The sequence below is a fragment of the Hydrogenophaga sp. GW823-FHT04C09 genome, from assembly GCF_058796355.1.
Genome location: NZ_JBXAIO010000015.1, coordinates 1 through 12167, shown reverse-complemented (window position 1 = coordinate 12167; position 12167 = coordinate 1). Strand labels below are relative to the sequence as shown.

General features: G+C 66.2%; 11 protein-coding genes. 4 read left to right on the top strand and 7 right to left on the bottom strand.

Annotated elements, in window-relative coordinates; all coding sequences use genetic code 11:
- Positions 1-212 precede the first annotated feature (212 nt).
- Positions 213-758 carry an adenine phosphoribosyltransferase gene (locus AC1Q9M_RS25225; protein WP_291115220.1) on the top strand — a complete coding sequence of 182 codons (546 nt, stop codon included), beginning with the start codon at positions 213-215 and terminating at the stop codon, positions 756-758.
- 16 nt (positions 759-774) lie between these two features.
- Here the strand turns inward: AC1Q9M_RS25225 and AC1Q9M_RS25220 are convergent, their stop codons facing one another.
- The 7 genes from AC1Q9M_RS25220 to rpmH all read right to left on the bottom strand — a co-directional run bounded on the left by AC1Q9M_RS25220 (position 775) and on the right by rpmH (position 6331).
- Positions 775-1473 (bottom strand): hypothetical protein, encoded by a 699-nt coding sequence (locus tag AC1Q9M_RS25220; protein ID WP_492436370.1) that lies wholly within the window; start codon positions 1471-1473, stop codon positions 775-777.
- Between the two features lie 85 nt (positions 1474-1558).
- Positions 1559-2050, bottom strand: a complete 492-nt coding sequence (locus tag AC1Q9M_RS25215) for a cyclic nucleotide-binding domain-containing protein (protein ID WP_382163815.1) — start codon at positions 2048-2050, stop codon at positions 1559-1561.
- Between the two features lie 106 nt (positions 2051-2156).
- Positions 2157-3557 (bottom strand): tRNA uridine-5-carboxymethylaminomethyl(34) synthesis GTPase MnmE, encoded by a 1401-nt coding sequence (mnmE, locus tag AC1Q9M_RS25210; RefSeq protein ID WP_492436368.1) that lies wholly within the window; start codon positions 3555-3557, stop codon positions 2157-2159.
- Positions 3558-3720: 163 nt separating this feature from the next.
- A complete protein-coding gene (yidC, locus tag AC1Q9M_RS25205) occupies positions 3721-5433 on the bottom strand; it encodes a membrane protein insertase YidC (protein ID WP_444688875.1) in 1713 nt (570 codons plus the stop codon).
- The gene (gene yidD / locus AC1Q9M_RS25200; protein WP_291115232.1) at positions 5430-5717 is read right to left on the bottom strand and encodes a membrane protein insertion efficiency factor YidD; all 288 of its coding nucleotides are present in this window, start codon (positions 5715-5717) and stop codon (positions 5430-5432) included. The genes yidC and yidD overlap by 4 nt, the downstream gene beginning before the upstream one ends.
- Entirely contained in the window at positions 5707-6129 is a 423-nt protein-coding gene (rnpA, locus tag AC1Q9M_RS25195; protein WP_382322375.1) for a ribonuclease P protein component, read from the bottom strand. Before rnpA ends, yidD begins: the two co-directional genes overlap by 11 nt.
- Positions 6130-6196: 67 nt before the next feature.
- The gene (rpmH, locus tag AC1Q9M_RS25190; RefSeq protein ID WP_006299042.1) at positions 6197-6331 is read right to left on the bottom strand and encodes a 50S ribosomal protein L34; all 135 of its coding nucleotides are present in this window, start codon (positions 6329-6331) and stop codon (positions 6197-6199) included.
- A 235-nt stretch (positions 6332-6566) separates the two neighbouring features.
- Here rpmH and dnaA point away from each other — a divergent pair, with 235 nt between their 5' ends.
- The 3 genes from dnaA (at position 6567) to gyrB (ending at position 11928) form a co-directional block, all read left to right on the top strand.
- Positions 6567-7985: a chromosomal replication initiator protein DnaA gene (gene dnaA / locus AC1Q9M_RS25185; RefSeq protein WP_382152757.1), complete on the top strand. Its 1419-nt coding sequence runs from the start codon at positions 6567-6569 to the stop codon at positions 7983-7985.
- A gap of 138 nt (positions 7986-8123) precedes the next feature.
- Positions 8124-9230 carry a DNA polymerase III subunit beta gene (gene dnaN / locus AC1Q9M_RS25180; protein ID WP_297401592.1) on the top strand — a complete coding sequence of 369 codons (1107 nt, stop codon included), beginning with the start codon at positions 8124-8126 and terminating at the stop codon, positions 9228-9230.
- A gap of 82 nt (positions 9231-9312) precedes the next feature.
- The gene (gene gyrB, locus AC1Q9M_RS25175; protein WP_382327959.1) at positions 9313-11928 is read left to right on the top strand and encodes a DNA topoisomerase (ATP-hydrolyzing) subunit B; all 2616 of its coding nucleotides are present in this window, start codon (positions 9313-9315) and stop codon (positions 11926-11928) included.
- Positions 11929-12167 lie beyond the last annotated feature (239 nt).

The following is a 12167-nucleotide window of genomic DNA, read 5'->3' as shown; positions in this document are numbered from 1 at the left end:
CACGCCACTTCGTCGGCTGGCAGGCACCACACGCCGGAAGCTCTGGCGGGCAGCGGGCCCGGGAAATCAGAATGCGCCCAGGGCCGATCACGGCCTCCCGTTCCAGCCCATGGCTTTGTACAAGGGTCGCCATGGTCTGCGCCCCGGCCGTTGTGCCGGGGCTTTTTTTTGCGCCACCGCAGATAATGGCCGCTCCCTCACGGACCGAGCCCATGGACACCTCCGCCTTCCTGAAATCCCACATCCGCACGGTGCCCGACTGGCCAGCGCCGGGCGTGCAGTTCCGCGACATCACGCCGCTGCTGCAAGACCCCAAGGTCTTTCGCGTGCTGATCGACACCTTCGTGCACCGCTACATGGACACGGCGCTGCGCCCCACCGTGGTGGCCGGACTCGATGCGCGGGGTTTCATCATCGGCTCGGTGCTGGCCTACGAACTGGGCGTGGGCTTCGTGCCGATCCGCAAGAAGGGCAAGCTGCCCTTCACCACGGTGGAAGAAACCTACGAGCTGGAGTACGGCAGCGCGACGGTGGAACTGCACACCGATGCCGTGAAGGCAGGCGACCGGGTGGTGCTGATCGACGACCTGATCGCCACCGGCGGCACCATGATGGCCGGGCGCCGGCTGCTGGAGAAGCTGGGCGCGCAAGTGATGGAAGGCGCGGCCATCGTCGACCTGCCGGAACTCGGTGGCTCGGAGAAGCTGCGCGCCTCCGGCCTCAAGCTCTTCACGCTGCTCGATTTCGCCGGCCACTGAGCGACCGGCCGGCCCCTCAGAGCCTGCCGTACTGGGTTTCGCTCAAGGCCCCGAAATCGCTGTGCGACTCCGGCACCGGCAGCTTCGCCTGCGCTTCAGCAGGGGAGCGGTAGGGTGGCTTGGCCACGCTCTGCAAGGCAAGGCGAAACGCCTCCACCTCGTCTTCCCCCACCACCTGCGCGGGCGCGCTCGACGGCGTCATGACGGGCCGGGGAATGGCCGTGGGGCTGGTGACCTTGGCTTCAGGCACCAGGCCCGGCGTCATCGGCACCGCCTCGCGGCGGGTCTGGGCCGCCACGGCGGCCTTGAGCGCCATGCCGACCTGGTCGTGCACGGCCTTGCGGCGCCAGTAGACGGAGCGCACGTCCATCTCGTGCCGCGTCTGGGCACTCTGCTGGATCCAGCGCTCGATCTCCAGCAGGTATTCATCGGGCATGGCCTTGGCGGGCAGCGCGAGGTCGACCAGCACCAGGAAGCTGTCGCCGTTGGCGTCCAGCGTGAGCACCTTGAACTCGTAACTGGTGGACAACACGCCCGCGCGGATGAGCGACTCGCGCACCACGGCGAACAGCTGCTCACGGCGCAGGATGCGGCGCCCGCGGCGCGGCGAGATCAGCGGCAGCGTGGTCTGGCTGAACTTCTTGCGCGCACGGGTGAAAGGACCCTTGTCGGGTGTGGCGGATTTTTTGGCCTGTAGCCAGCTCATCAAGGACATGGGCAAAGTGTGCGCCAGGGACGCGCGCGCAAAAGGTTGAAAAAGCAACACAGGACGGCCTTGATTCCGTTCGTGCCCGCGGCGCTCAGGTCACGGCGACCCGTTTGGGCCGGTTGTACATGCGCCGAGCCAGCACCGCCGACATGGCCACGCTGAGGTCCAGCGCGACATCGGGATGGCGCGAGGAGAGTTCCCGAAAACGCAAAGGGGTCAGACACCAGAGCCGGCAATCGCTGCCCGCGTGCACCGTGGCGCTGCGCGGCAGGTGGCTGAAAAACGCGCCCTCGCCCAGCAACGAGCCCGCACCGACCACGGCGATGCGCACGCGCTCGCGCGAATCCTCGTAGTGCACGGTGAGGGTGCCGCTCTCCACGAAGTAGACCGTGCGGTCCTTCACCCCTTGCTCGATCAGCACCTGCCCCTGCTGCAGCGCCACCGGCTGCAGGTAGTTGGCCAGCTGCACCCACTGGGGGTCGTTGAGGTTCAGGGGCACGGCGTCCAGCGCGCTGCTCAGCCGCATGGACTGGGCCAGGCCTTGAATGTCAAAGCGCACGGACGTGGGCAACTGGGCGTTCATGCGGTCAAGATAACCGCGCACGACCGGCGCGCGCAAGCCTGTTCTTACCCGTGCTTACAGTTGCACTCTCGGCGGTCTCAGAGCGGCACCGAGCGGTGCGCTGGCTTCATTTGCCGATGCAAAAACGCGAAAAGATTTCGCCCAGCAGGTCGTCGGCGGTGAACTCGCCGGTGATCTCGCTCAGGGCCTGTTGCGCCAGGCGCAGCTCCTCGGCCAGCAGGTCCAGGTGCTCCGCGCGCGCCTGCAGCAAGGCGTGCGAGGCGTCGAGGTGATCGCCCACGCGGCGCAAGGCCTGCAGGTGCCGTTCGCGCGCCATGAACAGGCCGTCGCCCGCGTGCTGCCAGCCCGCCAGGCTCAGCAGGCGCTGGCGCAAGGCCTCCAGGCCGGTGCCGTGTTTGGCCGAGATCGCCAGTGTGTCGGCCTGCGCGTCCATCACGGCCGCGGCGGGCGCCTGGTCCAGCTTGTTCCAGACGTGCAGCACCGGCACGTCGGCGGGCAGGGTGCTGGCCAGGCTGGCCGCGATCGAGGCATCGGCCGTCTGGTAGTCCGCCCCTTCGCTGCGGCTGAGGTCGTGCAGGAACAGCACCGCGTCGGCGCGCTGAATGCGCTCCCAGGCGCGCTCGATGCCGATCTTCTCGACCTCGTCCACATCGGGGCTGTCGCGCAGGCCGGCGGTGTCGATCACGTGCAGCGGCACGCCCTCGATCTGGATCGTCTGCTGCACCACGTCGCGCGTGGTGCCGGCCACGGGTGTGACGATGGCCAGCTCGGCCCCTGCCAGGGCATTGAGCAGCGAACTCTTGCCCGCGTTGGGCTGGCCCGCGATGACGACCTGCAAACCGTCGCGCAGCAAGGCGCCTTGGCGCGCCTGGGCCTGCACCTCGGCCAACGCGTCGCGCAGCCGTTGCAGCTGACCCGTGGCATCGGCCTTCTGCAGGAAGTCGATGTCTTCCTCGGGGAAGTCCAGCGTGGCCTCGACCAGCATGCGCAGGTTCACCAGCGCGTCGCGCAGCGTGTGCACGCGGCCCGAGAACACACCGGCCAGCGAACGCGAGGCGCTGCGCGCGGCGGCCTCGGTGCTGGCATCGATCAGGTCGGCCACCGCCTCGGCCTGCGCGAGGTCGAGCTTGTCGTTGAGGAAGGCGCGTTCGGTGAACTCGCCCGCGCGCGCCAGCCGCAGCGTGGGCGCGGTGTCGCGCGCCACCTCCAGGCAGCGCGCCAGCAGCAACTGCAACACCACCGGCCCACCGTGGCCTTGCAGCTCGAGCACGTCTTCGCCGGTGTAGGAGTGCGGGCCGGGAAACCACAGGGCCAGGCCGTGGTCGATGGGCTGGCCCGTGGCATCGGCCAAGGGCAGGTAGGTCGCCTCGCGCGGCCTCAGGTCGCGCCCCAGCAGGGCCAAGACAAAAGCCGCCAGGCCCCGTCCCGACACCCGCACGATGCCCACGGCCCCACGACCGGGCGCGGTGGCGATGGCAACGATGGGGTCACGCGAGGCAGCGAGCATAGGAGGCGAGCATAAAAGACAAAGGGCCCGCAACGCAGGCCCTTCACAGAAGAGAAACACACCCTCCAGAGGCGTCGAGGGTCCGGCTCCGCCGGCCCAAGACGCCGTCCCCCTTTTAGGGGGAAGCCGCGTCAGCGGCGCAGGGGGTCATCCGATCACGGGGTCAGGCCTTGAAATTCGGCATGCTGAACTTCAGCGGCACGCCCATGCTCTTGTTGATCACGGCCTGTTGCGCGATGGTCAGCACGTTGTTCGTGATCCAGTACAGCACCAGGCCGGACGGGAAGAAGAAGAACATGACCGAGAACATCAGCGGCATCAGCCACATCAGCTTGGCCTGCAGCGGGTCCGGCGGCAGCGGGTTGAGCGCGGTCTGGATCAGCGTGGTCACGGCCATCACCAGGGGCAGGATGAAGTACGGATCGGGCGAGGACAGGTCGGTGATCCAGCCCACCCAGGGCGCGTTGCGCATTTCCACGCTGGACAGCAGCACCCAGTAGAGCGCGATGAACACGGGGATCTGGATCAGGATGGGGAAGCAGCCACCCAGCGGGTTGACCTTTTCCTCGCGGTAGATCTTCATCATCTCCTGCTGCATCTGCTGCGGGTTGCCTTTGAGGCGCTCGCGCATTTCCATGATGCGGGGATTGATCTTCTTCATCTTGGCCATGCTGCGGTACGCGCTGGCGTTGAGCCAGTAGAACGCGGCCTTGATCAGCACCACCAGCAGCACGATGGACCAGCCCCAGTTCGCCACGTAGCCGTGGATCTTCTCCAACAGCCAGTACAGCGGTTTGGCCAGGATGGTGAGCCAGCCGTAGTCCTTCACGAGTTCCAGGCCGGGGGCGATGGTCTCGAGCACTTTCTCTTCCTGGGGGCCCAGGAACAGGCGCGACTGCTGGCTCTGGCTCTGGCCCGGTTCGATGGCGGTCAGCGCGGTGATGCTGCCCACAGCGAACAGGTTGTTGTCGATCTTGCGCGCGAAGTTCTCGCGCGCGACGCCATCGCCCAGCAGCCAGGCCGAGGCGAAGTAATGCTGCACCATCGCCACATAGCCGTCGCTCGCCGACTTGACGAACTCGGCCTTGTTCTTCTCGATGTTGGCGAACTCGATCTTCTGGTACTTCTTCTCCGCGGTGTAGACCGCCGGCCCGGTGAAGGTCGAGTAGAAGGGGGTTTCGCTGCTGAGCTTGCTGCCGTCGCGCACCAGCTGCAGATAGAGCTGGGGCGTGACCGCCTGGCTGCCCACGTTCTGCACCTCGTGCTGCACGCCGATGTCGTAGCGGCCGCGCGTGAAGGTGTAGGTCTTGACCAGCTTCACACCGCCGACCTCGGCCGATTCAAAGCGCACCTGCAACTCGTTCTGGCCGTCGGCCAGGGTGGTGGGGTTGCCCACCAGCGCCATCGGCGTCTTGTGGGTGGGGAAGTTGCCACCGATCAGGCCGGTCTGGGCCACGTAGATGTGCTCGCCACCCTGGGCCAGCAGCGTGAACGGGCGCTCGGTCTTGTCCTTGCTCTGGCCGGTGGCCTCGGCGTGCTTGAGCAGCTCGGCGCCGATCAGCGAACCGCCTTCGCTGTTGAACACCAGCTTGAACAGATCGGTGGTGACTTCGTGGCGCTGGGCCACGGCGCCGGGCGCTGCGGCCGGGGTTTCGCCGACCGGCGTCGCACCGCTCTGCGCCGCCGTCGGCACGCCGGCGTTGCTGCCACTGCCGCCGGCCGGCTGGCTGGTGGACGCGGCGGGCGCGGTCACGGCCGGCGCGGCGCCGGGGAAGAAGGTGGGCTTGTGGCCATTGTGAATCTGCCACTTGTCCCAGATGAGGACCATCGACAGACCAAAAACCACCCACAGGATGGACCGACGGATGTCATTCATGACGGGTTCTTCTTTTCGCAGGAAGGTGAAATCAGGCTGGAGAACAGCGTGGGCAGGGAGGCGGGCACCGGGTCATGGCCACCGTCGCACCACGGGTGGCAGCGGACCAGGCGCCGCAGCGTGAGGTAGGTGCCGCCCAGGGCACCATGGCGCTCCAGCGCACCGATGGCGTAGAGCGAGCAGGAAGGTTCGAAACGACAACCGCTGCCGAGCCACGGGCTGAGCAGCAGACGGTATCCCTTGACCAGGCCCAGCAGGCCCTGGCGCGGCCAGTCAGACAGCATGTCGGATCTCCGCAGGCGGTGCCGCGCGTGGCGCGGAACGCGGCGGCGCGAGCAGCTGCTCCAGCTCGGCGCGCACCGCGCGCTTGAGCGCGTCGGAGGTGGCGCTGACGAACTGCTGGCGGCTGAACTCGCTGCGCAGGCGCACCACGAGCGCCGCCTGGGGCAGGCTCGCGGCCCGGTGGCGGGCGACTTCGTAGATCTGACGGCGGATCGCATTGCGCGTGACGGCGCGCTTGGCCCAGCGTTTGGGCAGCAGCACCCCCACCCAGGCGTCGGCCACGGGAAACAAGGCCCTGCCCTCGTGCGCGCTGGAAAGCGCGGCGCGGTGCAGGGCAAAGTGGGGGGTCTTGGCCACGGGGGCGCCCGCCATGACGGCCTGGAACTGTTGCCGGGACCGCAGCCGCTGGGTCACCGCTGAACCGTCCGGGTCACGCGGTGAGGGAGCCGGGCGAGTCGGCGCCGGCAGAACACGCGCAGCCTCAGACGGCCAGGCGCTTGCGGCCCTTGGCGCGGCGGGCGTTGATCACGGCACGGCCCCCGCGGGTTTTCATGCGGACGAGGAAGCCGTGGGTGCGGGCGCGGCGGATCTTGGAGGGCTGGTAAGTGCGTTTCATGGTGCTCTGTAGAAATCGGGGAAACCCGCAATTATCGCAAATAAACCCGATGTCCGGCAAGCACTTGGCGGTGGGAGCCGCCGCATCACTTCAAGCGGCCGGGCTTGGCCACCGACTGCCCACCCCCTGCCAACGGTGATTTCCCTGCCTTGTGGATAAGTCGCGGCGCGCACTACAATCGTCGGATTGCCCCGAGACATTTGTCCACAACCACAACGGCTTCACCGCTCCCAGCATGATCGAGGGCATTCCCCCTGATGCGTCCCTGACCGCTCCCCGGCCGGACGCCCTCTCGCTCTGGTCCACCTGCCTGGACCGGCTCGCGCAAGAGATCCCCGAACAACAGTTCAACACCTGGATCCGGCCCCTGACCGCCACCGTCGCGCCCGACGGTTCCAAGGTGGTCGTGGCCGTGGCCAACCGGTTCAAGATGGACTGGATCCGGGCCCAGTACGCGTCCCGCATTTCGGCCCTGCTGGAGACCCTCCAGGGGGTCCCGGTGACACTGGAGTTGGTGCTTGCTCCGCGCGAAACGCCCAGCCGCACGTCGCCAGCGCCGCGCACGGTGCAAGACCAGGTGCTGTCCGAGCTGCCCGACCTGGCGCCGGCCGAGGTCGCCGCGCCCAGCGGCCCCAAGACCCGGCTGAACCCGGCGCTCGCGTTTTCCACCCTGGTCGAGGGCTCGGCCAACCGCATGGCGCGCGCCGCGGCCATGCACGTGGCCGGCAGCCTGGGCCAGCTGTACAACCCGCTGTTCATCTACGGCGGCGTCGGCCTGGGCAAGACCCACCTGGTGCATGCCATCGGCAACCACCTGCTGGCCGACCGTCCACAGGCCAAAGTTCTGTACATCCACGCCGAGCAGTTCGTCTCCGATGTGGTCAAGTCCTATCAGCGCAAGACTTTCGATGAGTTCAAGGAACGCTACCACTCGCTCGATCTGCTGCTGATCGACGATGTGCAGTTCTTCGCCAACAAGGAGCGCACCCAGGAGGAGTTCTTCAATGCCTTCGAGGCGCTGCTGGCCAAGAAGAGCCACATCGTGCTGACCAGCGACACCTACCCCAAGGGCCTGGCCGACATCCACGAACGGCTGGTCTCGCGCTTCGACTCGGGCCTCACGGTGGCCATCGAGCCGCCCGAGCTGGAGATGCGCGTGGCCATCCTGATCAACAAGGCGGCGGTGGAGAACGCCGTCATGCCCGAGGAAGTGGCTTTCTTCGTGGCCAAGAACGTGCGCTCCAACGTGCGCGAGCTCGAAGGCGCGCTGCGCAAGATCCTGGCCTATTCGCGCTTCAACCAGAAGGAAATCTCGATCCAGCTCGCGCGCGACGCGCTCAAGGACCTGCTGTCGATCCAGAACCGGCAGATCAGCGTGGAGAACATCCAGAAGACGGTGGCGGATTTCTACAAGATCAAGGTTGCCGACATGTACAGCAAGAAGCGCCCGGCCAGCATTGCGCGGCCGCGCCAGATCGCCATGTTCATTGCCAAGGAACTGACCCAGAAGAGCCTGCCCGAAATCGGCGAACTGTTCGGCGGGCGCGACCACACGACCGTGCTGCACGCGGTGCGCAAGATCGCGGCCGAGCGCCAGCAGAACACCGAGCTGAACCAGCAGTTGCACGTGCTGGAACAGACGCTCAAGGGATGAGCGGGAAGACCCGGGGGCCGTTTTGCGGAAGCCGCTCACAAAAAGGCGAAAATAGCGAGGATTTGGCCCAAACAAGGAAAAGGGCCAACCGGGAGGCAGGAACCGGCCGACAAGCAACCAGAGAAGAAAGAGTCTGACATGATCGTTTTGAAATCGACCCAGGACAAGGTTTTGGCCGCGCTGCAATCGGTCGCGGGCATCGTGGAACGCCGCCACACCCTGCCGATCCTGGCCAACGTCCTGCTTCGCAAGACCGGCTCGCAGGTGCAATTGACCACCAGCGACCTGGAAATCCAGATCCGCACCACCGCCGAACTCGACGGCGACAGCGGCAACTTCGCCACCACGCTGGGCGCGCGCAAGCTGATCGACATCCTGCGCACCATGCCGGGCGACCAGACCGTGAGCCTGGAATCGAACGCCGGCAAGCTGATCCTCAAGGGCGGCAAGAGCCGCTTCACGCTGCAGAGCATGCCCGCCGAAGATTTCCCGCTGGTGCAGGAATCGGCCAGCTTCGGCCCCGTGTTCTCGGTGCCGCAGAAGACGCTCAAGAGCCTGCTGAGCCAGGTCTCGTTCGCGATGGCGGTGCACGACATCCGCTACTACCTCAACGGCATCCTGTTCGTGGCCGAAGGCAAGCAGCTCAGCCTGGTCGCCACCGACGGCCACCGCCTGGCCTTCGCCTCCAGCACGCTGGACGTGGAAGTGCCCAAGCAGGAAGTCATCCTGCCGCGCAAGACCGTGCTCGAACTGCAGCGCCTGCTGTCCGACAAGGAAGGCGCGATCGAGATGCAGTTCGCGGCCAACCAGGCCAAGTTCAGCTTCGACGGCATGGAGTTCGTCACCAAGCTGGTCGAGGGCAAGTTCCCCGACTACAACCGCGTGATTCCCAAGAACCACAAGAACATCGTCACCCTGGGCCGCGCGCCCCTGCTGGCCAGCCTGCAGCGCACCGCCATCATGACCAGCGAGAAGTTCAAGGGCGTGCGCCTGAACGTCGAGCCCGGCGTGCTGCGCGTGGCCTCGAGCAACGCCGAACAGGAAGAGGCCGTGGACGAACTCGACATCGACTACGGTGGCGACACCATCGAGATCGGCTTCAACGTGACCTACCTGATCGACGCGCTGCAGAACATGTCGCAGGAGATGGTCCGCATCGAGCTGTCCGACGGCAACAGCTCCGCGCTGGTCACCAACCCCGACGACAACGCCTTCAAATACGTTGTCATGCCGATGCGCATCTGAGGTCCAACCCCCTGGTTGCTCCCGCATTCCAAACCCGCGAACACCGCGGGTTTGGCGTTTACTGAGATCGAGAAATTCCACCATGTCCGACGCCAACAAGCCCGCCGAATCCGTCAACACCGGTGAGGCGCAAGCCGAAAGCTCCAATTTCCAGCCCACCATCGACGCCCACCAGGCCGGTGCCAGCGAGGGCTATGGCGAAGGCTCGATCCAGATCCTGGAAGGCCTGGAAGCCGTGCGCAAGCGCCCGGGCATGTACATCGGCGACACGTCCGACGGCACCGGCCTGCACCACCTGGTGTTCGAGGTGGTCGACAACTCCATCGACGAAGCCCTGGCCGGCCACTGCGACGACATCGTGGTGACCATCCACACCGACAACTCCATCAGCGTGGTGGACAACGGCCGCGGCATCCCCACCGGCGTGAAGATGGACGACAAGCACGAGCCCAAGCGCTCGGCGTCCGAGATTGCGCTGACCGAACTGCACGCCGGCGGCAAGTTCAACCAGAACAGCTACAAGGTCTCGGGCGGCCTGCACGGCGTGGGCGTGAGCTGCGTGAACGCGCTCTCGCAGTGGCTGCGCCTCACCGTGCGCCGCGAAGGCCATGTGCACCTGCTCGAGTTCGCGCGCGGCTTCGTGCAGAACCGCGTGATCGAGACCACGCCCACCGGCGTGGAGATCTCGCCCATGCGCGTCACCGGTGCCACCGAGAAGCGCGGCACCGAGGTGCACTTCCTGCCCGACTACGAGATCTTCCGCGAGAACGCCGATTTCCACTACGAGATCCTGTCCAAGCGCCTGCGCGAACTCTCCTTCCTGAACAACGGCGTGCGCATCCGCCTGAAGGACGAGCGCAGCGGCAAGGAAGACGACTTCTCCGGCGCCGGCGGCGTCAAGGGCTTCGTCGACTTCATCAACAAGGGCAAGACCGTCCTGCACCCCAACGTGTTCCACGCCATGGGCGACCGCCAGAGCGACCAGGGCACCAACATCGGCGTGGAAGTCGCGATGCAGTGGAACAGCGGCTACAACGAGCAGGTGCTGTGCTTCACCAACAACATCCCGCAGCGCGACGGCGGCACCCACCTCACCGGCCTGCGCGCGGCCATGACGCGGGTGATCAACAAGTACATCGAAGAGCACGAGCTGGCCAAGAAGGCCAAGGTGGAAGTCACCGGCGACGACATGCGCGAAGGCCTGTGCTGCGTGCTGTCGGTCAAGGTGCCCGAGCCCAAGTTCTCCAGCCAGACCAAGGACAAGCTGGTCTCCAGCGAAGTGCGTGGCCCGGTCGAAGACATCGTGAGCCGCCTGCTGGCCGACTACCTGCAGGAACGCCCGAACGACGCCAAGATCATCTGCGGCAAGATCGTCGAAGCCGCGCGCGCCCGTGAAGCCGCGCGCAAGGCCCGCGAAATGACGCGCCGCAAGGGCGTGCTCGACGGCATGGGCCTGCCCGGCAAGCTCGCCGACTGCCAGGAAAAGGACCCGGCGCTGTGCGAGATCTACATCGTGGAGGGTGACTCCGCCGGCGGCTCGGCCAAGCAGGGCCGCGACCGCAAGTTCCAGGCGATCCTGCCGCTGCGCGGCAAGATCCTGAACGTGGAGAAGGCGCGCTACGAGAAGCTGCTGACCAGCAACGAAATTCTCACACTCATCACCGCGCTGGGCACCGGCATCGGCAAGGCCACGGGCGCGGGCGGCACGGCCGGCGTGGACGACTTCAACGTCGCCAAGCTGCGCTACCACCGCATCATCATCATGACCGACGCCGACGTGGACGGCGCGCACATCCGCACCCTGCTGCTGACCTTCTTCTACCGCCAGATGCCCGAGCTCGTCGAGCGCGGCCACATCTACATCGCGCAGCCGCCGCTCTACAAGGTCAAGGCCGGCAAGGAAGAGCTGTACCTGAAGGACGCTTCCGCGCTCGACGGTTTCCTGCTGCGCATCGCCTTGAAGGATGCCAGCGTGTTCACCGGCGGCGCCACGCAGACCACGCTCAGCGGCGACACCCTGGGTGAGCTGGCGCGCAAGCACCAGATCGCCGAGAGCGTGATCGCGCGCCTGTCCAACTTCATGGACGCCGAGGCCCTGCGCGCGATCGCCGATGGCGTGGCGCTCAACCTCGACAGCGTGGAGCAGGCCGAGGTCAGCGCGGTCTCGCTGCAGGCCAAGCTGCGCGAACTGGCCACCACCGGCGTGCCCGCCGAAGTGGCGGCCGAGTTCGACGTGCGCACCGACAAACCCATCCTGCGCATCAGCCGCCGCCACCACGGCAACATCAAGAGCAGCGTGCTCACGCAGGACTTCGTGCACGGCGCCGACTACGCCGCGCTGGCCACCGCCGCCGACACCTTCCGTGGCCTGCTGGGCGAAGGCGCCAAGGTGATGCGTGGCGAGGGCGACAAGCAGAAGGAAGAGAAGGTCGGTGACTTCCGCCAGGCCATGCGCTGGCTCATCAGCGAAGCCGAGCGCACCACCAGCCGCCAGCGCTACAAGGGCCTGGGCGAGATGAACCCCGAGCAGCTGTGGGAAACCACCATGGACCCGAACGTGCGCCGCCTGCTGCGCGTGCAGATCGACGACGCGATCGAAGCCGATCGCGTGTTCACCATGCTGATGGGCGACGAGGTGGAACCGCGCCGCGACTTCATCGAGACCAACGCGCTGCGCGCGGGCAACATCGACGTCTGACCTGGGTGTAGGCAGCCTCAAATCCTGAGAATGTGAGACCCATAAGTCGAGAGACTTATGGGTTTTCGCACTTCATAGGCTTCTTAAATTGCAACCTACGTTACGTTTACATTTGAAGCGCAAGTGCACGCACAGGACCCCGGATGTCCGTTTGCGTCAAAGCTGTTGTCTTCCGCTGAAAACTGACCCAGTTAGAGCTGCAATTTCCATTTAAAGCTGACCCACGTAAGAACCCTATC